The organism is Aquimarina aggregata (genome assembly GCF_001632745.1).
Taxonomy (GTDB): Bacteria; Bacteroidota; Bacteroidia; order Flavobacteriales; family Flavobacteriaceae; genus Aquimarina; species Aquimarina aggregata.
On record NZ_LQRT01000001.1, the window covers coordinates 300,365 to 326,270 of the forward strand.

The window sequence follows — 25,906 nt, forward strand, 5'->3', positions numbered from 1 at the left end:
TCTAAGAATATTTCTTTACAATTTCCTGAACTAAAGCTGCGGTTTTCTTATGTTTTTTCTTGGCCAACAATCGTTTTGGCGGTGCAACTCTTACTTCACAATCCATTATAGAACATGACTCACAAGTAACACCCACCTGTTCTTTTGGTATTTTAGCGTCTTTTACAAAACCTATTTTTTTCTCTAATGCAGATGAGATTAAAAACCCTATCCCAATACTTCTATAATAATCTTTTCTAAAAGGATCTTTTGTTGCCGATGTAAACACCAAGTATTGTTGGTCAGTATCTGTATAATCAGAAATCTGAATATCAAAAGCATATTCTAAATCATTATTAGCAGTCCTTTGTAATGTCTTAATAGCCATCCAACGTCTACAATAATGCTCATTTACCTCATTTGCATGAGGTTGCTGTTGATGCGTAATATGCAGTTCTTTAACTAAATTAAACTTTTCTACTCCTAACTTATGCGTAAACCTAAGAAAGAATACATTTTGCATTCCGAAATCTTTAGGAAGAATATTCGTAAGTCGTTGATAAAAAGATTCAGGAGAAGCATTATATAATTTCATAACCTTATGAAATGCTTTCTCTGAAAATTTATTTAACACAAAAAGCTCCTTAAGATGTTTCTTAAGATGATTTCTAGGAATAATGAGCGCTCCCGCAAAGTACGAGGCATAGAAATTATGCAACACCTCTTCAAAATTATCATAGCGTATCCATGAAAACGTATAAGGCCTCTCTTTAATTTCTAAATACTGATATCCCAATTCTTTGGCATAAATAAACGTCTTTTGAGCTTCATCTACTCTATTAGACAATAAAAGTGTTTTAGTAGAAGGCACAAATACAGATCGTAAATTATCCAATTCATCTTCTTCAGGGATACCTTCATTATTAATGGTATACCCATACTCTTCTTTTAAAATTTCCTCTAATTCAACAGAAGTTATTTTTCCATCAAGATTTAGTTGATACGAATTGGCAAATTTTATTGCCTTATCCTCAAAGTCCTTAAAAAAGTTATTATGAGCCTCTTGATAAGAGCGCAGAGAAGCCAAATAAAAGCCTTCTCTACTCATATTGTAGTGCTGAGCAATCTCAATAACCGTACTAATAAATGCATTCACCTTAGAAGGAGCATTTGCTATTATATCAATAAGATCACTTTGTTGTATCCCGAATAACTCTAAGGGAATCTCATCTAATATTCCTGATTGCAAAATTTCACCTATCGGTGCTAAGTTTTTATCCAATTTAAGTGAAACCAAACTATCATATGGAACATCTAGTGTCTCAGCAAGTTTGATAATTTTATCTGTTTTTGGGTATTTTTTTCCCTTTTCAATTTCATTTAAGTACGACTTTGATAAGCCACACAACTTTGATAAGCCAAATAGGGATAAATCCTTTTCGGTTCGTATCTGCTTGATTTTCAGACCAAAAATCAATCTAATATATTCTTCTGCTATTGCCATAATATCAAAAATAACACTTTTCGCGTAATTCTGGAAAAAAGAAAAAATTCACTTTTAGCGAACGTTCGCTTGTTTTATTAAAAACTTTTTTTTAATATTGTTCACTCAAACGATATAGTTATGGAAATACAGACAAACCTTAGTCAGAAAATTAGCTTCTCGAAAGAAGTTAAAAACTACCATCCTGAAATCTTAACTGATGGTGCACTGACCTTTTTAGAAGCCTTACAAGATCGTTTTAATGAGAGACGATTAACGCTATTAAAAAACCGTGAGTGTCAACAACAGTTGTTTGATTTAGGTACGTATCCATCTTTTCCGGAGAACACAAAAGAAATTCGCAATAGCGAATGGTGTGCTGCTCCAATTCCAGAAGACCTACAAGATCGTAGAGTCGAAATAACAGGTCCTGTAGACCGAAAGATGGTCATTAATGCTTTAAATTCAGGAGCCAAAACGTTTATGGCCGATTTTGAAGATAGTAATGCCCCGCTTTGGGAAAACTGCCTTCAAGGACAAAGAAACCTTAAGGATGCTGTCAACAAAACTATTTCCTTTTACAATCCAAAAAGAGACAAAACCTATCAGTTAAAAGAAAAAACCGCAACATTAATCGTACGCCCAAGAGGTTTACACCTTAATGAAAAACATCTTTTAATCAAACAACAAGAAACAAGCGCCTCTTTATTTGATTTTGCACTTTATCTATTTCACAATAACGAACAATTAAAAGAAAATGGTACTGGCGCATATTATTACTTACCTAAACTAGAGCATTTTACAGAAGCCATCTGGTGGAACGATGTCATTGATTTTTCAGAAGAATATCTTGGCATAGAGTCTGGTAGTGTAAAAGTGACCGTTCTTGTTGAAACCATTACTGCTAGTTTTCAATTAGATGAGATTATCTATGCTCTAAAAGATCATATCGTTGGGTTAAACTGCGGAAGATGGGATTACATCTTTAGTTATATTAAAAAATTAAGAAATCATAAAGGTTTTGTAGTTCCCGATCGAGCACAAGTAACAATGACCAGCCCTTTTATGGATGCTTATAGTAAATTAGTTATACAAAGATGCCATAAAAGAAATATCCTGGCTATTGGCGGAATGGCTGCTCAAATCCCAATTAAAAATAATGAAGAAAAGAATACTGCAGCTTTTGCTAAAGTTCAAGCTGACAAAGAACGTGAGGTAAAAAACGGACACGATGGTACGTGGGTAGCACATCCTGGGCTTGTAAAATTAGCAATGCAGGTTTTTGACAAACACATGCCAACATCTAATCAAATACATGTTAAGCGTAATGATGTTGTAATCACAGAAGATGATCTTCTGGAAATCCCTAAAGGCACAATTACAGAAAGAGGAATTCAAGAAAATATTAATGTAGGAATCCATTATATTGCCAATTGGCTTAGCGGAAACGGTGCTGTTGCCCTATACAACTTAATGGAAGATGCTGCCACTGCAGAAATTAGCAGAACACAGTTATGGCAATGGCTAAAAAACGAAGTATCCTTAGAAGACGGAAGAACATTTAACAACACGCTATTTCACATCTTTTTTGAAGATGAATTAAAAGTTATCCAAACACAAGTAGGAGACACATTATATGAAACAGAGAATTATCAAAATGCAATACAAACATTTTATAAACTAGTTACCTCTGATGAATTTGAAGAGTTTTTAACTACTAAAACATATCAATATTTATAAAAATATCACACAAATCATCTACTAATACTATGGAGGGTAGTATGGAAATTGAACAATTCTAATTTTTTCCGATTTTACAATTGTGCTCAAAACGGCACCTGCTATATGTAGGTGTCGATTTTTGTTAATCGTATTTTTAATCGCAATCCCATCTAAAATCCGAGATTTTATAGCCTTGATTGCTTTTAAAATTATAGTGCCACCATTCAGTTTTTATTGTTTTGAAACCGTGTTTTTCCATAGTAGTTCTTAATAATTTACGATTAGCAAGAACTTCTTTAGAAAGTTTAGTATATGCATGGTGTGCTTTTTTTCCAAAATGATCAAACTTTGTACCCATATCTATCGCTCCACCGCCAGATCTAACCAAAGTAATATCAACAGCTGCTCCTTTATTATGAATAGAGCCACCTTTAGGGTTTGCTACATATCCCGGATTAGGAAATATTTTCCACATTTTTTTCTGCACACTGTGTGGTCGGTAGCAATCAAAAAACTTAATCCTATACCCTTGTTTTTGTAAGTCGTTATTTGCTGCGATCAATGCCTTAGCCACCTCATCTCTTACCAAACATTTAGCACAATCATACACCTGCTTTTTAAGAAAATTATCCTTAGTAGCGTATTTCATATCAAATACAAAGTCATCAGATATTTTCGCAATATTCACAAAGTTACTTCGCTCTTGCACACGTCTAACACTTTCTCCCGCAGATAGACCTTCTATAGAGTCTTTTTTTCTATACAAACTCTGTTCTACTTTTTCTCCTCTCAACCGCAGTGCTTTAGCTTTCTCCAGAAGAGCCATTGTTTGACTTTCCGGAGCTACCTCGGTAGTAGTACACGACACTAAAATCATTAAGAAAATTAATGCCATTAGTTTTCTAATTACCATAAACGTTATTGTTTTATCCCAATTACAACAATATCAAGTCATTTAACACAATTTCTCCCTCAAAAAATTGACAATAGCAGACTTGGTACTTTTAAATATAATCAATATTTCTTATTAATTACCAAACAAATATACTTTACTTGATAATAACACTCTACAACCCATTTATTTAAACGTGTTTTTTACATCTCCACAAACAAGCATTGATTTTCCAAAATATGGATTTCGTATCTCTTCAGAATCAGATAACCAATACCCTCCTGCTCCATCAAAAGCCATCGGACAATATTGTTTATACACCTCTCCTGAATTTATCTTTGTTTTACTAATTCTAAGCTCAACCTCTGATGAAATGGTCACAAAAAAATCTCTTTGTTTCTTAATATCCTTTGTAAGAGAAATAAGTTTTGCAGTCGCTTTTAATTGTTTATTCTCTTTCGAATCATCCAGAATATTTTGTAGTTTTTTTGATTCTAATTGCACCTGCTTACTATCAGAATTCACCAAAGCCCCCTTCATAACTAGATATAAACCATAGATTTCTTGAACTTTCTTATCAGAGAAATCTACTTTTGACTTCGAATCTGTTGCATTAAGGTCCACTTTACCGTTTACCACAACAGGTTCTTTTTTATCCTTATTACAGGACAAAAATAATATTACAATCACAAAAGACAACACTTTAAACAATTTACTCATAAGCTCTAAACTTTTGATATTATGTATTATATCTCAGATATTTTATTTAACCTAGTATTTAAAAATGTGTAAATTTACTTTATAAATACATACGAGCTAAACTTATTTTAGGTTTTTACTAGGATTTTTTAACAAAAGAATATCATAAAAAACAATCCTTGATTTTAAATATTTTAAATATTTTTGCCGGAAAAATTGAGGGAATGCAATTAGAAGATTTAAAACCCGATGTAACGGGCATACTTACCAATGAAGATGTATCAATAACCGAAAGACTTAATCAAATATGTCATTTCTTAAAAGATAACGTTGACCACTATGACTGGGTAGGTTTTTATTTTAAGAATGGAGACAAAGACGAATTAAAATTACGCACCTATGCTGGATTAGAAACAGATCATGTAATTATTCCTTTTGGCAAAGGAATTTGTGGTCAGGTAGCTGTTTCAAACGAAAACTTTGTTGTCCCTGATGTAAAGGCACAAGACAACTATATTGCCTGCAGCATTAACGTAAAATCTGAAATCGTTGTTCCATTATTTAAAAATGGCGAAAACATAGGGCAGATCGATATTGATTCTGACACTATTGATCCATTTAAAAAAGAGGACGAACGCTTTCTAGAGTTTGTAAATCAAGAAGTCTCTAAAATACTTTAACATTAAAATTATTACAATACAGTAGTATAATGCTCATCACTTTGAGATCTAATCTTTTGTGCTGCTTGTTCTGCTGTGATATCCCTTTGAGGATCTGCAAACATTTCATACCCCACCATAAATTTCTTTACTGTTGAAGATCTTAATAATGGTGGGTAGAAAGACATGTGCATATGCCATTCTTCATATGAACCACCATCGGTAGGAGCTTGATGAATCCCAGCAGAATAAGGAAATGAAGTCTTAAAAACATTATCGTACTTAGTGGTTAATTTTTTAATGATTTCTGCAAAATTATACGCCTCTGTTGTTGTTAATTCACTTATATCCTTAACCTTTCTACGAGGTATAATCATTGTTTCATAAGGCCAAACTGCCCAATATGGTACAAGTGCAACAAAATCATCATTTTCGATAAGAATTCTCTCCTTCAATGCCAATTCTTGATCTAAATAAGCTCCTAGAAGAGATTTTTTATGAGTTTGCCAAAACTCTTTTTGTCTTTCTGTTTTCTTCGAAATTTCGCCCGGAATAGATCTTTGTGCCCAAATTTGTCCATGCGGATGCGGATTACTACATCCCATTACTGCTCCTTTATTTTCAAAGATTTGCACATAATTTATACCTTCTAATTCTCCTAACAAAAGAAACTCTTTCTGCCACAATTGTACAACATCAGTAATTTCTTCTACCTTCATTACGGGCAGCGTAAGCGCGTGATTAGGAGAAAAACAAATTACTTTACAAATACCACTCTCGGATTTAGCTTTTAACAAACCATCTGTAAAATCTACTTCTGGCACTTCTTTTAGTAAAGCCGCAAAATCGTTGGTAAAAGAATATGGTTTCTTATAATCGGGATTTACTTCTCCGTTGGCTCTGGTATTAGTAGGGCACAAGTAACATTCTGAATCATAAGATTCTTGAGAAAATTTTGCAGGTTCTTCATTCTTTCCCTGCCAAGGTCTTTTTGTTCTGTGGGGTGATACTAATACCCACTCTCCAGTTAATATATTATATCTCTTATGAGGATTATCATTAAAATCTTGCATTATTTTATTTTTGTATTGATGTTCCTTGACTCGGTACTGTTATAAACGAAGTTAAATCAATATTAAATTGCTCTTTATATGCTTTTTTGACAACAGGTAAATATGCATCTATGTGATCTTTGTGAATTAAATTGATTGTACAACCACCAAAACCACCACCCATCATTCTAGATCCAATGATTTGGTCATTGCCTTCTGAAAAATCAACTAAAAAATCCAATTCTTTACAACTTACTTCATACTCATACTGAAGTCCTCTATGTGACTTATACATGAGATTTCCAAACATTTCTAAATCACCTTTTTCTAAACATTCTGAAGCCCGAAGAACTCTATCATTCTCTTGTATAACATACAATGCTCTTCCATAAAGTTTAGAAGACAACTTATCTTTATACTCATCTAATAAACTCTTTGTAACATCTCTTAAGGATTTTACCTGTTTATTTTCTTTGGCGATTACAGAAATTACTTCTTCACATTCTTCTCGACGTGTATTGTACTCACTAGAAGCCAGATTGTGTGACACATTTGTATTCAATAATAAAATTTTATACGGTTCAAAATTAGCATCTATCAATCGATGTTCTTGATTTTTACAATCTAATAGAATGACTTTTTGATCTTCACTCATTACCGAAGCAAATTGATCCATAATCCCACATTTTGTACCAACGTAAGTATGCTCAGCTCTTTGTGACAGTTCTACCAGAGCAATTTTTGGTAAATCAAGATTAAAAAGCTCATTAAGCCCAAAAGCTAAACCACATTCTAAGGCAGCAGAAGAGCTTACTCCCGCGCCAATTGGCAATTCACTTTTTACAATGCAGTTAAAACCTTTTACCCCATTTGTAATCTGAAGTAATTCATTTATTACGCCTAGGATATAATTCTCCCATTCTACAGTACTAGGAGATACATTCTCTAAATCAAAAACTAAATGTTTATCATACGAAACGCTATATACATTACATTGAGATTCTGAACCATTAGCTTCAAAAGAAAATACAATTTTTTTATCTATGGCCGTAGGCAACACAAAGCCATTATTATAATCTGTATGCTCCCCTATGAAATTAATTCGCCCTGGAGACACTACTTTTAACTCTTCCTTAAAATTTGAAACAAACGATTTATGTTCTCCACTCATTTCCTCAATAGATTTATCTTTTACCATTTTAAATTTCTTAACATCAAAAATGAAATTACACTGTTTTTTTCTATAAAAAAAGACAAATATAATAAATGTAAAAAATACGTTTATTATATTAGAACTATATTTTTCCTTATTTTGTCATTAAAACCAATAAATACATGAAAACACACTTACCACACAATGGACTTATATAGTAATAAAGATAAATTTTACGTTGCCGTGGATTGTATAATTTTCGGTTTTGATAATGAGAAATTAAAGTTACTAGTTTTTAATAGAAAAATAGATCCTTTCATAGGCTCATTGTCATTAATTGGTAGTTTTGTAAAAATTGGTGAAAGTGTTTCGGATGCTTCTATACGAATTCTAAAAGAATTTACTGGCTTAGAAAACGTTTACATGAAAGAGCTAAAAACATATAGTTCTGTTGATAGAGATCCTGGATATCGTTGTATTTCTGTTGCCCAATACGCACTAATTTATGTGAATGACACTATTAACAAGTTAGTAGAAGAAAAGGGCGCTAAATGGTATGAAATAGATAACGTTCCCGAATTAATACTGGATCATAATGAGATGACTATTGATGCTCTTAAACGTATCGAACAGATTGCCCGATATAAACCAATAGGGTTTGAACTATTACCAAAGAAATTTACTTTACCCAAATTACAAAAACTTTATGAAGCGATTTATAGAAGGAAATTAGATCCTCGAAATTTTAGAAAAAAAATTCTTTCATTCGATATTATCATAAAATTAGAAGAAAAAGATCGAACAGGTTCTAAAAAAGGTGCTTTCCTTTATAAATTTGACCATACCAAATACAAAAAATTACAAAAATCAGGATTTGATTTTGAAATATAATATCCACCTAAATTTTTGATAAAAAAAACAATAAAATGCAATCGCTTTTAGAAAAGATATACAACCTACAGGACATTCACACCATATCTAAGCATGAACAAATCGTATTAGGAATCATTGATGCTATAGATGCTGGAGTTCTCAAAGTTGGCGACAAATTACCATCTATCAACCAAATGGTAACAGAAGTTGGATATGCTCGAAAAACATTTGTAAAAGCATATACCGAGTTAAAAGAACGAGGACTGGTAGAATCTAAAAACCTAAAAGGATATTATATTATAAGTGAAGAAACGAACGTCACACTAAAAGTTGCTTTAATACTATTTGCCTACCATAGCTTTCAGGAAGATTTTTACAACACATTCAGAAAAGAGTTAGGAAAAAAATATCATATCGATATATTCTTTCATCACACCAATCTTACCCTTTTTAAAACTATAATGGATAATATTTCGCGTAAATATGGAATGTATGTAATTGCCCCTATACAAGCTCCTGAAATAACTCCTCTTTTGAAAAAAATACCTGCTGATCGATTGTTATTAATTGATCGCTATTTAAAAATGCCAAAAGATTACTCATATATCAGTCAAGAATTTGAAGATATCACATATCAAAAGTTAGTTGAACTAACACCAAGAATCAAAAAATATGATCGCTTTGTACTTTTCTTCAAAGAAAAATCAGATTACCCACCTCAAATCCTATCTGCTTTTAATAGATTTATAAAAGACTATAATGTAAATGGATCTGTGGTAGAAAATTATGAATCAAATACACTAAAAAAGAAGACCGCATATTTCTCAATTGGTGATAACCACCTTTGGAAAGTACTAAAAGATGCTCGAAAATCAGAGTACCGAATGGGTACTGATATTGGTATTATTACTTATAATGATAATATTATTAAAGAAATTGCTTTTGGAGGAATCACAACAATTTCGACTGATTTTGAAATTATGGCAAAAAAAGCCGCAACTTTTGTCAAGGAACGTAATTTAATTCAAGAAATTACACCAACCTATCTACGTCAAAGAAATTCTTTATAGTTTTTTTGCTTACACAATCAATCAAAGGCATAAACCCTTAAAAATCAAAAAGAAAGGGATTTACGCCATTTCACCGAAAATCAATACCAGTTAATCAATAACTCAATTTTCCTAGAGAAAGTATTTTCTTACTATTCCTAAAAAAACAGATGTTAAAAAATCATAATATTTTAACATAATAAATATGATATTCTTTATTTTGTAAAATAAAAATTAATTTTTTCTAAAATATTATTCTATATTTGCACAGTAGCATAGTGTATCATAGCATGAATTATACTAGTACACTTATACACTTTCTAAATACTTAAAGAAGTTAAATTTTTATCAACAAACACAAATCGTATGGATCAAAAAACATTCACTGGTTTTATAATGTTTTTATTCGGGCTCATCACTACTGTTTATTCACAACAAACAGTAACTGGTACAGTAACTGAATCACAAGGCCCTTTACCTGGGGTAAACATTGTAATAAAAGGGACCCAAAATGGAACAACCACAGATTTTGATGGTAACTACACATTATCAGATGTGAACAATGATGCTGTTCTAGTCTTTAGTTATATTGGGTTTATAACCAAAGAAGTTCCTGTTGCGGGACAGACAATAATCGATGTTACATTAGAAGAAGATGCAGCGGCCTTAGACGAAATTATAGTTGTAGGTTATGGTACGCAGTCAAAACGAGAAGTCACTGGGGCAATTTCGCAGATAAAATCAAAAGATATCGCCCAAGTAGTTGTAGCAAACCCAACCGCCGCTCTGCAAGGTAAATTAGCTGGTGTGCAAGTTGAAAGTGCAGGTGGAGCTCCTGGTAGTGCAACAAATGTTTTTGTAAGAGGGGTTAGCTCTTTAACAAATTCTTTTCCGTTATACGTAGTTGATGGTACAGTAGTAGATGATATTGTCTTCTTAAACCCTAAAGACATTATCGATTTACAAGTATTAAAAGATGCTACCTCTGCTGCTATTTATGGTACAAGAGCTGCAAATGGAGTAATTATAATTACAACAAATAGAGGTAAAAAAAATTCGTCTCCTACAGTTAATGTTGATATTAGAGGCGGGATAAATACCCAAGCTAAGGAATTAGATTTATTAAACGGATCAGAATACATTCAATTTCTAAATCAAAGAAGAGTAAATGACGGACTCGCTGGAAACATAGTAGATCCAGGAATAGATACCGATTTTCAAGATTTAACTATTAATTCTGGAGCCATACAAGATTATGGGTTTAATATTTCTGCGGGTAATGACGATTCTTCGTATTACTTTTCTGCTAATTATTATAATGAAGAAGGTTTGTTGATTAGTGAAGATTTCCAGAGAATAAATGCTCGTCTAAACAGTCAATTTCAAATAGGAAAGTTTAAAATTCAAGAATCTTTTGCATTTGCCGAAAACACCTTTACCAGAAACCAATCTTTTGGTAACCAAGGTCCAACATTACCTATCCTTAACGCATTTAATCCAAATAACGAAGGAGGTTTTGAAGCAGTAGATGGCGATATTTATGGTGTAGGTGGTACAAATAAATTTGCACTTGCCAATCTATTAGATGACGAAAATACAGAACGTAACTTATTGGGTAATATTAATATTGCCTATGAAATTATTGATGGTTTAACCGCTAAAGTAAACTTTGGTGTAGATTATAAAAACATCTATCGTAATACATTTCTACCAACTTTCTTTCAAAGTAACACAGATGCTACCAATAATTTAAACGAAGCAAATGATCTTACTGAAGTGAGAGCAGAGATTTTATCAACCAATGTTGAGCCAAATCTTAATTATAAAAAAGTATTTGGTGATCACTCAGTTGATGTTTTATTAGGTGGAGCACGTCAGGAGGTAGATTTCAATTCTCTTGCTGTTTATGCTCAAGGACTACCAAGTAATAACATTAGAAACATAGGTAATTTTACAGATCAGGTAGAAAACACTGGTGGAGGTAAATTCTTATCACGTTTATTTTCTTATTATGCAAGGGTAAACTATAAACTTAAAGATCGATATTTATTTACTGGTATCGTAAGAAGAGATGCAACTTCTAGATTTTCCTCAGATGATGATCTTAATACCGGAGTATTTCCTTCTTTTTCTTTAGGATGGGTGGTTAGTGAAGAAGATTTTTGGCCAGAAGATGGATTTATAAACACCTTAAAACTAAGAGGTGGTTATGGAGAATTAGGATCACAAAACATAGGAGATTATGTATACCAATCTGTCTTAAATCCAACTTCTAATGTTGCTTTTGCTAATAATCCTGCCCAAGGTTTCTCTATCACTTCTTTGGTAGATGAAAGTATAAGTTTTGAAACCTCGGCAACAACAAACATAGGTGCCGATCTAACCATGTTTAATAATTCTATAAAGCTAAGTTTAGATTATTTTAGCAGAAACAATGAAGACGTATTACTAGCTGTAGACATACCGTCTACTACAGGGTCAGGAGCTCCTGTTATCCAAAATGCGGCTGCTATTAACAATAAAGGATTCGAACTAGAAGCGAGTTATAAACATGATACCGGTAGTGATTTTACATTTGATATCGGTCTAAATATAGCAGCTATTACTAACGAATTAACCGAAGCTCCAAACCCGATTCTTGGGCCGATCATTAATGAAGAACAAACAAGAGTAAATCGATACGAAGAAGGGCAACCTTTAGGTTTTTTCTTTGGATTTGAAACTGACGGAATTTATAATAGCCAAGCCGAAATAGACAATGATCCATTTTTAGCCAATGACCCAGACAGAAGAGCATTACTTCAACCTGGTGATTTTAGAAGGGTAGACACTAATGGTGATGGTAGAATTGACGAAAGTGATAGAACTAATCTTGGTGACCCTACTCCAGATTTCACTTATGGTATTAACTTTACTGGTAATTACAAAAAATTTGATTTTGGTTTATTTTTTAACGGAGTTCAAGGAAGTGAGATTTATAATGTTACCAAATTTTTTGGAGTATTCTTTGCTGATGATAATAAATTTGGGTTAGTACGGGATGCATTTACTCCCACAAACACAGATACCAACATACCAAGAGTATCTAACTTAGATCCCGCAGGTAACCAATTACCTTCTGACTTTTTTGTAGAAGACGGCTCTTTTTTCAGATTAAAAACTTTAGAAATCGGGTATGATTTAACAGATGTAATCGGCTCAGAATGGGTTAAAAGCGGAAGAGTTTTCTTCAATATGCAAAATGTATTTGTGATTACTGGATATTCAGGATACGATCCAGAAGTAGGTTCTACTTCAGGGGCACAAGCAGATGCTGATACAGGTTTCTTTGGCTTTAGAGATGTAACAAACCCAATTTTGGGTAGAGGTTTAGACGTTAGAGCGCAACCAAGACCTAGAACATTTATCATGGGACTTCAATTTTCCTTTTGATACACAGATGTATAAAAAAATAATTAAGCTATATAGTTATGAAATCAAAAAATAAATTTTTCACCATTTTAATACTAACAGGTCTCCTGCTGGTTGTAAATGGTTGTAATGAAGATAAATTAGACCTTTCGAACCCAAATACTGTAGCAGAACCTGAATTTTTTCAAAACAATGCAGATTTTAGGTTGGCCGTAAACGGAATGTACCACCCCATAACAGCAGTACTTTTTTGGGGAAGAGTAATACACACAGGAGCGCTACTTCGCTCTGATGCCTTTAATATTGTTCCTTTTCAGCAAAACACAACAATGTCGACTCTAGAAGGTCAACCGGGTATTGCGAGATGGTCGTCGGACATGTTTCCTCAATTATATCAAACCATATTTAGAGCAAATACCATTATTGAAAAAATCAACGAAACCAATGTTCCTAGCGAGACAGATAGAAACGAAATTTTAGGGCAAGCCTATTTCATGAGAGCATTTGCGAATTGGTATCTTGCTAATCTATGGGGAAATGTACCATTAGTGATGAAAGTACCTAAAACCAGAGAAGATTTCTTCCCCCAACCTTCTAATCAGGCCGCTATAAATGAAGCTATCGTTAATGATCTTACCGAAGCTTTTAATAGATTACCTAATTCATGGCCTGATGCAGAAAAAGGAAGACCTACTGCAGGTTCAGCACTTGCACTACGCGGAAAAACACATCTATACATGAAAGATTACCCTAACGCCGTAGCTGACTTAAGAGCCGTAACAACAGATTTTAGTTATGCTTTACTACCTGCGAGTAGATATGAACAGAATTTTACTGAAGAAAATGAAAATAATGAAGAATCTGTTTTTGAACTTCAGTATTTAGGGCAAGATAATTTTATTTGGGGAACAGATATTCCTGGAACAGGAACGCAAGGTCATTATTTAATTGATTATTCTCCACCAGAATTGAGTCCTGATAATGGGCATTTTATAAATCCTCATATTTTACAAGTATTTGAAGATAATGGTGATACTGTAAGACGAAATGCAACTATAGCGTTTGATTACCCAGGAGCCACTGGATACGGAGGAGTACCTTTTACAGAAGATTTTGCTGCAGATATCGCAGTTGCTAATACCATAACCGATCCAATGGGTAACGTAGGCGTTCCTGCCTTATTTACCAAAAAATATGCTGGTTTTGAGCAAGGTATGCGTGCAGAAATACCTGTTTTAGGACAAACCATAGGAAATAACTGGAGAATCATTAGGTATGCCGATGTATTATTAATGCTTGCCGAAGCCCTTAATGAAAATATGGCAACTGCCGAGGCGATTCCATTTATTAATCAAGTAAGGGAACGATCTGGCATTGCCCCGCTGGCATTAACATTAGATAAAGCCGCAGTAGAGCAAGCCATTATAGATGAGCGTATCATGGAACTAACAGGAGAAGGACATCGATTTTTTGACTTAGTACGCTGGGGGATCGCAGAAGATGTACTAGGTGCTGGTTCTACTATTGCTGCAGGACGTCATCCAAAATCATTAGCTGGCCCAACCGCTGTTTTTACAGTAGGACAAGATGAACTTATATGGATTCCTGTACCAGAATTACAAGCTAATCCTAACCTAAGACCTAACCCAGGTTACTAAAATATTGTTTGATTATAATTGTATTTGTTTTTAGTTACCGGGCCAATCTTTATCGATTCGCCCGGTATTAAAAAGCCACCTAACTTATTATTTCTTCTTGAAAAGACTCTTTTATCATATCATATTTATCATTGTACTCCTAAGTTGTAAAAACGTACAAAAGAAGCAATACTTATTTACCTATGTCCCCCAAAATACTTCAAACATACACTTTGAAAACACAATTACAGAAAATGATAAGATCAATGTAATTGATTTTCAATATTGCTATAACGGAGGAGGCGTTGGAATTGGTGATTTTAATAATGACGAATTACCCGATATCGTTTTTACTGGAAACCAAGTCTCTAGTAAACTATACCTAAATCTTGGTGGTATGAAATTTAAAGATATTTCTGAAATCTCTAATTTCACAACAAATACCTGGATCACAGGTGTTAGTATTATTGACATTAATACAGATGGCTTTGATGACATTTATCTAAATGTAGGCGGTGCGGATTGCCAAAACGACTGCAACAATCTATTATTTATAAATAACGGCCTTAATTCCTATGGTATCCCAACTTTTACAGAACAAGCTTCTATTTATGGTTTAGACGATGGTAATTACAGCCAACAAACTGTATTCTTTGATTATGATCAAGATGGCGATTTAGATGCATACATAGTTCATAACGGAAACACAAAAAGAGACAGAAATATTCCACTACCCAAAAAATATTTCCCTGAACACTTAGGGGATTATTTAATGGAAAATCGAATACATAAAAAAACTAAAAGACCACAATTCATTAATGTATCAGATAGCTTAGGAATTACACATAAAGGGTTCGGCTTAGGAATTGCAATAAATGATTTAAATAATGATAACCTACCCGATATTTATGTAAGTAATGATTTTATAACTAATGATCTAATCTACATAAACAAAGGAAAAAATAGCGATGGCATACATCTTGGTTTTGAAGAAATGAATAACCAAATCGTATCTAAACAAACATATAATGCCATGGGTGTGGATGTAAGTGATATTGATAATGACGCTCTTCCAGACATTATGGTTGTAGATATGCTTCCAAAAGATTACGAGAGACAAAAAAAGATGCTTGGTTTAAATAATTATGACAAATATTTACTTTCACAACGCAACGGCTATACTCCACAATATATTCACAATACGCTTCAACTACACAACGGTATTTCGAATAATAAGATAATACCCACATCAGAAATAGGATATGCATCTGGTGTAGCAAGTACAGATTGGAGTTGGACTCCGCTAATTGCAGATTTTGATAATGATGGCAAAAAAGATATTTATATTACCAATGGATATGTAAAAGATATAACCGATTTAGATTTTATCAATTACTCTGGTCAAAATAACACCTTTGGAACTCCACAAGCCAGAAAAGAAAAACTTAAAAAATTTGTGGACGAATTACCCGGCATACATCTTCCTAATGTTATGTACCAAAACAGTGGCACAATAGCGTTTGATGACGTTTCTTCTGATTGGATAAAGGATAAAAACTCCTTTTCTAACGGAGCTGTTTATGCAGATTTAGACGTGGATGGAGATCTAGACTTAATAACAAATAATATTAATAGTCCTGCTTTTCTTTTAGAAAATCACAGCACTGAAAAAGAAAAAAAATACTTAAGAATTAAACTAGAAGGTACTCTTCAGAACAAAAAAGCAATTGGAGCCAAAGTAACACTATGGGAGAATGGACAAAAACAAGTTCGTTATCAATCTGTAGTACGAGGATACCTTTCTTCTGTAGAACCTGTACTTCATTTTGGTGTTAACACAAACAAAATTGATTCTTTACAAGTGATTTGGCCTACCGGAAATGTAACAGTGATCAAAGACGTTTTAAGTAATCAAGTCATTACTATAAAACCAACAAATCTTGCTTTACAAAATAGAATTCCTGAAGTAAAAAGACTATTTACTAGAGAACATAATCGTATAGCATTTAAACATCAAGAAAACCCTCTAAATGATTATTTATATCAATCCTTATTACCCCATCAATTTAATTCGAACGGCCCATGTATTGTTGCTGCCAACATCAATAACATTCCTGGTGATGAAATTTTTATAGGTGGAAGCAAGAATAAAACTGGTCAATTTTTTAAAGAGAATAATAAAGGAACATATATTCTTACCCAAGAACTAGAATCTAAATATGAAGATACTGCTACTCTTTTTATAGATATAGATAATGATGGAGATCATGATTTATATATCGGCAGTGGTGGAACAGATGCAGCAACGAATATAGATTTATTACAAGATCGTATCTACTTAAATGATGGCTCAGGAAAATATACACTTTCAAAAACAGCACTAGAAAATGTCACCACTAACACTTCCTGTATTACACCAAACGATATCGATCAAGATGGAGACTTAGATATATTTATAGGAGGTGGTGTATCCCCTGGTAAATATCCACTTAACACCCCTAGTTATATCTTAACAAATACTAATGGCGAGTTATCTATTAATAATAAGATATCTTTTACTCATAAAGGGATTGTCACTGATGCTATCTGGGAAAACATTAATAACACTAGCTCAAAAGAACTTATTGTAGCGGGGCAATGGATGCCTATTACTATATATAACGTCCAAAACGAACAAGCAAAAGAAATAAAAATAAAATGGCAAGACACCGAAGGAAAGGCCATTAAAATGTCTGGATGGTGGAACACTATTACTAGTGCTGATTTTGATAATGATGGAGATCAGGATATCATCGCCGGAAATCAAGGAGTTAATGGTTTTATCAAACCTGTTTTCAACAAACCCGTATATGTATATGCCGAAGATTTTGATAATAATGGTAGTATCGATCCAATAATGGCTCAGTATTTTAAAACTGATACTGGTATTGCTTTAAAACCTATTCATACCAGAGATGATATTATGAAACAACTGGTAATTCTGAAAAAGAAATATGGCACTTACAGTGAATTTGCAAAGGTTTCTTTTACAGAACTATTAAATGTAACAGATCTAGAAAAACAAACCTTAAATGCTACTATTTTTGAATCCATTTATGCAGAAAACATTGGAAACAACACTTTTGTAGTGCATAATTTACCTGATGTATGTCAATTATCACCTATTAATGATTTTTTAGTCGAAGATTTTAACAACGATGGCTTTAAAGACGTATTGATCGTAGGAAACAATTATTCGGCAGAAGCAAACTACGGAAGACATGATGCCATGACTGGAATTTACTTAAAGGGATCTAAAAATGGATTTATTCCTCTTAAAAATTCAGAGAGCGGTTTTTTAGTTCCAAAGCAATCAAATCATATCATAGCCACCAAAAATAAGAATGACGAACAACTAGTAATTGCCACACAAAACAATGATAGTATTAGAGTATTTAAAAACTCAATGTACACTTTAAAAAATTAACCATAAAGAATAATATTGACATCAGTGAATTCGACTCACTAAGTCAATGAAATAAAACTATGCTAAATGAAGGATGTAATTACTCACAATATTGAGGTAATAGGAAAAACTGAAGCGTTCAATGTAGCCATAACCACAAACTATGAAAGCAACGGGGTTTCAATATATACAATTACCTGTTATGCAGACTCCAATTTCACACCACACCCTATCACTCTAAAATGGAAAATACCTGCAATTAATGTAAAAGGAGTTTGGAAACCAACTACGGATTTTTCAAAAAGAATAATGGATGACTGGGAATTAGATCATATGGAATCTAGAATTTCTGTAGACTCTCCTATAATTTCTCTTTTTGGACACGATGACAACAATATTCATACGTTTGCTTGTTCTGATCCCATTAATACAACTGAACTAAATGCGTTATATAGAGAAGAGGACAATTATATGTATTGTCATATTACTTTATTTAAAGAAAGACACCATGATATAAGAGAATATCAAATACAATTGCGTGTTGATGAGGAAGATCAGCATTTTTCTAAATCTCTAAATAATGTTGGTGCTTGGTGGGGTAATATTGAACATCTTAAACCTATTAAAACTCCAGATTTAGCAAAAGTACCCGTGTATTCTACATGGTATCAGTTTCATCAAAAATTAGACACCGATGAACTTATTAAAGAATGTGAAATTGCTTCAAAACTAGGGTACGAATTAATCATTTTAGATGATGGTTGGCAAACCAAAGATGAAAATAGAGGATATGATTTTACTGGAGATTGGCAACCAGAAAGAATCCCTAAAATGCAAGAATTTGTAGCATCTGTTCATAAAACAGGGATGAAACTTGCGTTGTGGTATTCAGTTCCATTTTGCGGAAAACACTCTAAAGCATATCAAAAATTCCAAGGTAAATTTCTTACCGAAGAACATCGATGGGCACCTGTATTTGACCCCAGATATCCAGAAGTTCGAGCGCATTTAATACAATTGTACACCAATGCACTAAAAGATTGGAATATTGATGGATTTAAACTTGATTTTATTGATGAGTTTAAAGTATACCCTAGTACAACTTTAACCAAAGAAAACGGACGAGATTTTTCTTCTGTAAATCTAGCTGTAGATCGTTTAATGACTGATGTAATGGCCGAATTGCATGCTATTAACCCAGAGGTAGTGATCGAATTTAGACAAAAGTATACAGGACCTGCTATGCGTAAATACGGCAATATGTTTAGAGCATTTGACTGTCCGGGTGATTCTGTTATGAATCGTGTACGAATTGCAGACCTCAAAATGCTATCTGGTCGAACTGCAGTACACAGTGATATGTTCACTTATCATCATAACGAACCACTCGAAATTAAAGCCCTTCAACTAGTAAATACTTTATTTGGAGTGCCTCAACTTTCTATTCTACTACAAGAAGCTTCAGATGAAGAACTAGCTATGATAAAGTTCTACACCCAGTATTGGAGGGAAAATGTAGAAATATTATTAAATGGCGATTTTGAACCTCAAAAACCATTAGCAAATTACCCTATTTTAAAAGCAGGTTCTGAAAAACTAACTATTATTGGAGTTTATGATAATTATATCATTGACTTTAAGGAGAAAACAAATCGGATAGATATTATAAATGGGCAAAATACCGAAAAAGTAGTTTTGAGCAGCACCGACAATCATGGAGCCTATAATTGTTCTGTATATGATTGTACTGGCAAAAAAATTAATGATTGCAAAGTAATGATTCTTATAGGAGTAGTACAAATAAAAGTCCCTCCTTGTGGTCTAATTAAGTTAGAAAAAAACATATAAACACAGAAATGCTTTATATTAGTATTTCATAAAAGTCTATATACATAATACCAATTATATATAAACGCCTATACTAAACATCATATCGAAACCTCTATTTTAGTTTAACTTTTATTAAATACAACATTATTCATGGGAATCATTTCATTTATTGCATTTACGTTAGCCGTGGCGATATACGCTTGGTGGAAAACTAGAGGTACAGACGAGAAATCGGCTGATGGTTATTATCTAGGCGGAAGAAGCTTAGGGGCAATAACAATTGCAGGATCATTATTATTGACAAACTTATCAGCAGAGCAAATTGTAGGGCTTAACGGGCAGGCTTTTTCTGAAGGTATCCTGGTAATGGCATGGGAAACCCTAGCCGCTATTGCAATGATCATAACCGCTATATGGTTATTACCCAGCTATATGAAAGGTGGGATTACTACAATTCCCGAATATGTAGAAAAACGATTTGATCATCAGACCAAAGCAATACTTACAGCATTATTTTTAAGTGGCTATGCTTTAGTATTATTACCATCTGTATTATATTCTGGTTCTTTGGCATTTAGTACTATGTTTGATATCCCTGGAATGCTAGGGATTTCGCAACGAGCAGCTATATGGATGTGCGTATGGGTTATAGGACTTATAGGTATGGTATATGCCATTTTTGGTGGTCTAAAAGCCGTAGCAGTATCCGATCTCGTTAATGCTGTTGGTTTATTGACTGGTGGATTATTAATTCCAGTTTTTGGACTTATTATGGTGGGAGATGGTTCTATGATCGATGGAGTTAACACACTATGGGAGCATAATCCAGACAAATTTAAAGTACAAGGAGGTCCAACCGCATCAATACCCTTTGGTACAATTTTTACAGGAATGATGCTTGTACAAATGTTCTATTGGGGTACCAACCAAGCTATTCTACAACGTGTTTTTGGAGCAAAAAGCTTAAAAGAAGGTCAAAAAGGGATGATATTAGCAGCATTAATTAAGTTCTTAATACCCGTTATAGTTGTTCTTCCTGGTATAATTGCTTGGCATTTGTTTGATGGAAATTTAGCAAACCCCGATGAGGCGTACCCATCACTTGTTCGTAAAGTACTACCCCCTGCTTTTGTTGGTTTTTTTGCTGCTGTGCTTTTTGGAGCCGTTTTAAGCTCTTTTAATAGTGTCTTAAACAGTAGTGCTACGCTTTTTGGCTTTGATCTATATAAACAATATTTTAAGAAAAGTGCCAATGAGCAGGAAGCTGTTAAATCTGGTAAAATTTTTGGAGTAATTGTTGGTATATTTGGTATGGTACTCGCTCCTTTTATACTTGACGCTCCCAATGGATTATTTGCAAGAATTCAAGAATTTAATGGATTCTACAGCATTCCTATTTTAACAGTTATTGTCATAGGTTTTTTCACCAAACGCGTTCCTCCAATTGCGGCAAAAATTGGAGTGATTTCAGGTTCTGTGCTATATTTAATTAGTCAATTTGCAATTAAACCAATATTAGTTGCCAATGCCTTAGAAAAAGCTACAGCTTCAGGTATTACAGATGAAAATGCTCTAAGCCTTATAGAAGCAGAAGCATATCCTCATTTTCTTCATGTAATGGCCATTTTATTTGTCTTAAACATTAGTATTATGCTTATTATCGGAAAATTGTATCCTAGAGATTCTGATTATGTACAAAAAATAACAGATGATGTAGACGTTACCCCATGGAAGTATGCATTTATAGCGGGGGCTGCAATTACAGTTCTGGTTATAAGTACATACTTAATTTTTTAATACACTATTAGCTTTTCTGTTATGTGGTGAATCCATAACTTTGTTTTTACAACATAAGTCATTTATAACCACAAAAAAGAAGAATGAGGAAAGGCTTTTTAATTGACATGGATGGTGTCATTTATAACGGAAACGAACTAATTAAAGGAGCAGATGTTTTTATAAAAACACTTCAAGACAGAGAGATCCCCTTTTTATTTATGACTAACAATAGCCAACGATCACCAATCGACGCTGTAAATAAGTTACTAGGTATGGGGATTTCAATAAAAGAAGACAACGTGTATACTAGTGCCATGGCTACAGCATGGTTTTTAAGTTTTATGAAACCAAACGGCACTGCTTATATTTTAGGCGAAGGAGGTTTGATAACAAGTTTACATGAAAACGGATATTCTTTAGTAACCTCAGATCCTGATTATGTAGTTGTAGGCGAAGGTAGAAATTTCACTCTAGAGATGGCGAATAACGCTGTAGACATGATTTTATCAGGTGCCAAACTTATCGCAACTAATTTAGATCCTTCACCAAAGAAAAAAGGTTGGTCCAATTTAGGGATTAAATCAATCGTATCAATGATAGAAGAGGCCACAGGAAAAAAAGCATTTAGTGTTGGTAAACCTAGCCCAGTTATGATGCGTGCAGCTAGAAAAAAATTAGGCTTAACTACAGCAGAAACTATCGTTATTGGCGATACTATGGATACTGATATTCTTGGTTCGATACAAATGGGGTACAACACGATACTAACATTGTCAGGAGTTTCTAAAAAGAAAGATCTTGCAAATTATGCTTTTACTCCGGATATGATTATAGAATCACTTGATGAAATAGACCTAGATGCAGTCATAAAAAAATTTACTGATTAGAAAACATAGTGCTCATAAAACAAAAATTATAATAGATGAAAGTATTAGTCACAGGCGGGTTAGGGTTCATTGGATCTCATACCGTTGTAGAATTACAAAACAAGGGGTTCGAAGTTGTAATAATTGATAACTGTTCTAACTCATCTCCAGAAGTACTTAAGGGAATTACTTCGATTACAGGAAAAGAACCAATTTTTGAGCAGTTTGATCTAAGAGAAAAAAGCAAGGTTCAAGATTTTTTTAAGCGTCATGATGATGTGCAAGGTGTAATCCACTTTGCTGCGTCAAAAGCTGTTGGTGAAAGTGTAGAAAACCCATTGTTATACTACGAAAATAATCTTGCAACACTAGTATATATACTACAAGAACTAAGCATCAAAGCTTCTTCAAATTTTATCTTTAGTTCTTCATGTACCGTATATGGGCAAGCAGACGAATTACCTATTACTGAAAATGCACCTGTAAAAGCAGCTGAATCTCCTTATGGGAATACAAAACAAATCGGAGAAGAAATTATTAGAGACACCTGTAAAGTAAATACCAACCTTAAAGCAATAGCACTTCGTTATTTTAATCCAACCGGTGCTCACCCTACAGCGGCAATAGGAGAATTACCTATAGGAGTTCCTCAAAACCTTATTCCATACATAACTCAAACTGCAATTGGGCTTCGAGAGCAACTTTCTGTTTTTGGAGATGATTATCCAACACAAGATGGAACGTGTATTAGAGATTACATTCACGTTGTAGATCTTGCCAAAGCTCATGTCATTGCCTTACAACGACTTTTAGAAGATAAAAACAATTCTAATTACGAAGTTTTTAATGTAGGTACAGGTACAGGAAGTACCGTCTTAGAAGTTATCCAGTCTTTTGAAAAAGTTTCCAAACAAAAACTTAACTATAAAATTGTTGCTAGAAGAGAAGGTGATATAACAGCAGCATATGCTGACACTACTAAGGCTAATGAAGAACTAGGTTGGAAAGCAGAAAGTAATCTAGATGATTCGCTTAGTTCTGCATGGAAATGGGAGCAGAAAGTTAGAAGCTAACGAACAGCTATTTACACAATATTCAAAATAAAAAAATCCGGAAGAAAATTTCTTCCGGATTTTTTTTATCTTTTATTTAGTTTTATTAACTAGTAGAATTTAGCTCTTTTATCTTCGATCTCTGCAGCTTCTTTAAGTGCTTCAAATACCTTAGAATTAACTAAACCTGATTGCGCCTTTGTTGCTTGTACTGCATAACTCATATATGTATCTAAACCACTAGCAGGTGTACTTTTGGTTACCTCGATAACATATACTCCATTATTACCTACTATAGGACCAGAAACAGCTCCTATTTCTAAAGCAAAAGCAGTACCAACTACTTTTGGCTCTGTTCCTGCACCACTAATTGTAGGTGTTTTCATGTTTAATGCTGAAGCTGTTTTCACAGTTTGACTAGCACTACTAGCAATATTTTCAATAGTTGATCCAGAAATTTTATTTTTAAGCATTTCTACTTTCTTTTCTTTAATCAATATCGGTTTAACCACTGCACTACCTTCTTCAACACTCATATTACCTTTTTCAGATTTCCCTGTTAATTGAGCTACAATATATCCTTCTGGCACATCAAAACGTTTTATCTCACCTACTTTAACCTCTTCTTTAAACGCCCACTGTACTACAGATCTTTGACTTCCTACACCAGGTATATTTTCATCTAATTCTTTAATTTTATTTACTGGTCTTACTGCTAATCCATTTTCTTTAGAAACTTCAGCAAAATCTTTATCTCTAGCAGCAATTTGGAATTTAGTTGTTTCTGTAAAAATAGTATTGATTGTTTTTTCGCTAGGTTCTATTTTCTGAGCTACAGTAGCAACCTGAATAGCTTTTTGCTCATTCTTTTGATCCTCTATACGTATAACATGATATCCAAATTGTGTTTCAACAATTCCTTGATCTCCAACTTCATTATCAAAGCAATAATCATTAAAAGCAGGAACCATTGCTCCAGGAACGAAATATCCTAAATCTCCTCCTTTATCTTTGTTTGAACTATCAGAAGAAAATGCCGCTGCAAGTTCTGAAAATTTATCTTTATTGCTTTTTATTACATTAGCAATACTATCGGCTAATGTTTTTGCTTCTTCTTTAGTACGTTTTGTATCCCCAGCTGTACGAAGTCCTTCCCAAGACACTAAAATATGACTTGCCTTAACAGAATCTGGTATCTGCTTCTGAGCAATTACTTTAGATAACTTAACATACTCCCCATCTTTATAAGGCCCATACACTCCACCAATAGGTAGATTATAAATTGTATCTGCTACAGAAGTAGGTAAATCTTTTTTAAATTTAAAACGACTATCAAATTTAATAGCAGAATATTGATTAATAAATTGTTCTGCATTTTCAACATTTTTAAAACCTAGTACGGTATCGTTTGTTTTTGTAGCTTCAGAAAATTGTACTTTATCATCTAATAAAGCAGCTACTTTGGTCATAATCTCACTTTCATCTTCTGCACTTGCAACTTCTTTAAACAAAACATAACTAATATTTCTTGAAGCTTCTGCCTTATATTGTGATGCATGTGCATCTATATAAGATTTGATTTCAGCATCAGAAACAGTAACTTCTGAATCCTGAATACTTGAAAATGGTAATTGAACATATTTTATATCCACATTGTCATTTTCCATCTTATATGCTAGCTCTCCTTCTTTTAAAGTAGAACCAACTCCTGCTTTGATCATATTTAAATATGTCTCTTCTACAGCACCTTTACTTATAGAAGTTTCATAATCTAACCACTGCTGATATGCTTGAGGCGAAGTAGCTTTCACATTTGCCACATATTCTTGCATTTTAGCTTTATCAAAAACACCTGCTTCATTTTGAAATGTTGGGTTATTCGCAAGTGATTCTTCTAACAATTGATTAACCTGATCTTCACCGACTTTAATCCCTAACTCTTCAAACTGTTCTTGAAAAACAACTTGACGTACTTCTTGATTCCAAACATAATTTACAGCTTGAATACTAGATCCGTTTCCTCCAAAATTTCTAGAAGCTGCTTCTACTTTTTTCGCAAATTCTGTTCTATCAATATCCTCTCCATTTATTGTAGCGATTGTATTCTCTGCTTTTTGAGAAATTGCACCTCCATTACGAATCAAGTCTGCTAGTACAAAAGAAAAAAGTGCTAGGGCTATGATTACAATTAGAAAAATGGAGCGTTGTCTGATTTTATTTAAAACTGCCATGGTATTTTATAATAATTCATTGAAATATAGTGGGCGAAAATACCATTTTATTGTAATAATACCAATTAAAGATTAAAGAAATAAAGGTTTGTTT

The 25,906-nt window shown here is 33.4% G+C and carries 17 protein-coding genes; 11 read left to right on the forward strand and 6 right to left on the reverse strand.

Annotation, left to right across the window (positions count from 1 at the left end; translation table 11 throughout):
• Position 1 precedes the first annotated feature (1 nt).
• Positions 2-1,477 carry a helix-turn-helix domain-containing protein gene (locus AWE51_RS01230; RefSeq protein WP_066308543.1) on the reverse strand — a complete coding sequence of 492 codons (1,476 nt, stop codon included), beginning with the start codon at positions 1,475-1,477 and terminating at the stop codon, positions 2-4.
• Between the two features lie 126 nt (positions 1,478-1,603).
• Between AWE51_RS01230 and aceB the strand changes: the two genes are divergently transcribed.
• Positions 1,604-3,202: a malate synthase A gene (aceB, locus tag AWE51_RS01235; protein ID WP_066308304.1), complete on the forward strand. Its 1,599-nt coding sequence runs from the start codon at positions 1,604-1,606 to the stop codon at positions 3,200-3,202.
• Between the two features lie 136 nt (positions 3,203-3,338).
• Here aceB and AWE51_RS01240 read toward each other — a convergent pair whose 3' ends face one another.
• Together AWE51_RS01240 and AWE51_RS01245 are read right to left on the reverse strand one after the other, a co-directional pair.
• The gene (locus tag AWE51_RS01240; RefSeq protein WP_232517318.1) at positions 3,339-4,097 is read right to left on the reverse strand and encodes a M15 family metallopeptidase; all 759 of its coding nucleotides are present in this window, start codon (positions 4,095-4,097) and stop codon (positions 3,339-3,341) included.
• A gap of 165 nt (positions 4,098-4,262) precedes the next feature.
• The gene (locus AWE51_RS01245; protein ID WP_066308307.1) at positions 4,263-4,796 is read right to left on the reverse strand and encodes a DUF3347 domain-containing protein; all 534 of its coding nucleotides are present in this window, start codon (positions 4,794-4,796) and stop codon (positions 4,263-4,265) included.
• A 203-nt stretch (positions 4,797-4,999) separates the two neighbouring features.
• On the opposite strand from AWE51_RS01245, the gene AWE51_RS01250 reads away from it, so the two are divergent.
• Positions 5,000-5,455, forward strand: coding sequence for a GAF domain-containing protein (locus AWE51_RS01250; protein WP_066308548.1), 456 nt, complete (start codon positions 5,000-5,002; stop codon positions 5,453-5,455).
• Positions 5,456-5,466: 11 nt separating this feature from the next.
• Here AWE51_RS01250 and AWE51_RS01255 read toward each other — a convergent pair whose 3' ends face one another.
• Positions 5,467-6,507, reverse strand: coding sequence for a UDP-glucose--hexose-1-phosphate uridylyltransferase (locus tag AWE51_RS01255; RefSeq protein ID WP_066308309.1), 1,041 nt, complete (start codon positions 6,505-6,507; stop codon positions 5,467-5,469).
• A 4-nt stretch (positions 6,508-6,511) separates the two neighbouring features.
• On the reverse strand, positions 6,512-7,684 hold the full coding sequence (galK, locus tag AWE51_RS01260; protein WP_082832266.1) for a galactokinase: 1,173 nt from the start codon (positions 7,682-7,684) through the stop codon (positions 6,512-6,514).
• Between the two features lie 159 nt (positions 7,685-7,843).
• Between galK and AWE51_RS01265 the strand changes: the two genes are divergently transcribed.
• The 9 genes from AWE51_RS01265 (at position 7,844) to galE (ending at position 23,602) form a co-directional block, all read left to right on the forward strand.
• Positions 7,844-8,530, forward strand: coding sequence for an NUDIX hydrolase (locus AWE51_RS01265; protein WP_066308312.1), 687 nt, complete (start codon positions 7,844-7,846; stop codon positions 8,528-8,530).
• 35 nt (positions 8,531-8,565) lie between these two features.
• Positions 8,566-9,582, forward strand: coding sequence for a GntR family transcriptional regulator (locus AWE51_RS01270; RefSeq protein ID WP_066308315.1), 1,017 nt, complete (start codon positions 8,566-8,568; stop codon positions 9,580-9,582).
• 345 nt (positions 9,583-9,927) lie between these two features.
• Positions 9,928-12,993 carry a SusC/RagA family TonB-linked outer membrane protein gene (locus AWE51_RS01275; RefSeq protein WP_066308316.1) on the forward strand — a complete coding sequence of 1,022 codons (3,066 nt, stop codon included), beginning with the start codon at positions 9,928-9,930 and terminating at the stop codon, positions 12,991-12,993.
• Positions 12,994-13,031: 38 nt separating this feature from the next.
• The gene (locus AWE51_RS01280; protein ID WP_066308319.1) at positions 13,032-14,630 is read left to right on the forward strand and encodes a RagB/SusD family nutrient uptake outer membrane protein; all 1,599 of its coding nucleotides are present in this window, start codon (positions 13,032-13,034) and stop codon (positions 14,628-14,630) included.
• A gap of 97 nt (positions 14,631-14,727) precedes the next feature.
• On the forward strand, positions 14,728-18,075 hold the full coding sequence (locus AWE51_RS01285; RefSeq protein WP_066308322.1) for a VCBS repeat-containing protein: 3,348 nt from the start codon (positions 14,728-14,730) through the stop codon (positions 18,073-18,075).
• A 66-nt stretch (positions 18,076-18,141) separates the two neighbouring features.
• A complete protein-coding gene (locus tag AWE51_RS01290) occupies positions 18,142-19,902 on the forward strand; it encodes a glycoside hydrolase family 36 protein (RefSeq protein WP_066308325.1) in 1,761 nt (586 codons plus the stop codon).
• A gap of 132 nt (positions 19,903-20,034) precedes the next feature.
• Complete coding sequence (locus AWE51_RS01295) at positions 20,035-21,681, forward strand: solute:sodium symporter family transporter (RefSeq protein ID WP_066308328.1); 1,647 nt, start codon at positions 20,035-20,037, stop codon at positions 21,679-21,681.
• 83 nt (positions 21,682-21,764) lie between these two features.
• Entirely contained in the window at positions 21,765-22,550 is a 786-nt protein-coding gene (locus AWE51_RS01300; protein ID WP_066308330.1) for an HAD-IIA family hydrolase, read from the forward strand.
• A gap of 35 nt (positions 22,551-22,585) precedes the next feature.
• Positions 22,586-23,602: a UDP-glucose 4-epimerase GalE gene (galE, locus tag AWE51_RS01305; protein ID WP_066308331.1), complete on the forward strand. Its 1,017-nt coding sequence runs from the start codon at positions 22,586-22,588 to the stop codon at positions 23,600-23,602.
• 89 nt (positions 23,603-23,691) lie between these two features.
• Here the strand turns inward: galE and AWE51_RS01310 are convergent, their stop codons facing one another.
• Positions 23,692-25,812, reverse strand: coding sequence for a peptidylprolyl isomerase (locus tag AWE51_RS01310; RefSeq protein WP_066308335.1), 2,121 nt, complete (start codon positions 25,810-25,812; stop codon positions 23,692-23,694).
• Between the last annotated feature and the right edge of the window lie 94 nt (positions 25,813-25,906).

Excerpts from the sequence above, each read along its gene's own strand:
- AWE51_RS01270 (WP_066308315.1), top strand. The coding sequence starts at position 8,566 with ATGCAATCGCTTTTAGAAAAGATATACAACCTACAGGACATTCACACC.
- galK (WP_082832266.1), bottom strand. The coding sequence starts at position 7,684 with ATGGTAAAAGATAAATCTATTGAGGAAATGAGTGGAGAACATAAATCG.
- AWE51_RS01245 (WP_066308307.1), bottom strand. The coding sequence starts at position 4,796 with ATGAGTAAATTGTTTAAAGTGTTGTCTTTTGTGATTGTAATATTATTT.
- AWE51_RS01255 (WP_066308309.1), bottom strand. The coding sequence starts at position 6,507 with ATGCAAGATTTTAATGATAATCCTCATAAGAGATATAATATATTAACT.
- AWE51_RS01280 (WP_066308319.1), top strand. The coding sequence starts at position 13,032 with ATGAAATCAAAAAATAAATTTTTCACCATTTTAATACTAACAGGTCTC.
- AWE51_RS01240 (WP_232517318.1), bottom strand. The coding sequence starts at position 4,097 with ATGGTAATTAGAAAACTAATGGCATTAATTTTCTTAATGATTTTAGTG.
- AWE51_RS01310 (WP_066308335.1), bottom strand. The coding sequence starts at position 25,812 with ATGGCAGTTTTAAATAAAATCAGACAACGCTCCATTTTTCTAATTGTA.
- AWE51_RS01295 (WP_066308328.1), top strand. The coding sequence starts at position 20,035 with ATGGGAATCATTTCATTTATTGCATTTACGTTAGCCGTGGCGATATAC.
- galE (WP_066308331.1), top strand. The coding sequence starts at position 22,586 with ATGAAAGTATTAGTCACAGGCGGGTTAGGGTTCATTGGATCTCATACC.
- AWE51_RS01290 (WP_066308325.1), top strand. The coding sequence starts at position 18,142 with ATGAAGGATGTAATTACTCACAATATTGAGGTAATAGGAAAAACTGAA.
- AWE51_RS01275 (WP_066308316.1), top strand. The coding sequence starts at position 9,928 with ATGGATCAAAAAACATTCACTGGTTTTATAATGTTTTTATTCGGGCTC.
- AWE51_RS01265 (WP_066308312.1), top strand. The coding sequence starts at position 7,844 with ATGGACTTATATAGTAATAAAGATAAATTTTACGTTGCCGTGGATTGT.
- AWE51_RS01300 (WP_066308330.1), top strand. The coding sequence starts at position 21,765 with ATGAGGAAAGGCTTTTTAATTGACATGGATGGTGTCATTTATAACGGA.
- aceB (WP_066308304.1), top strand. The coding sequence starts at position 1,604 with ATGGAAATACAGACAAACCTTAGTCAGAAAATTAGCTTCTCGAAAGAA.
- AWE51_RS01250 (WP_066308548.1), top strand. The coding sequence starts at position 5,000 with ATGCAATTAGAAGATTTAAAACCCGATGTAACGGGCATACTTACCAAT.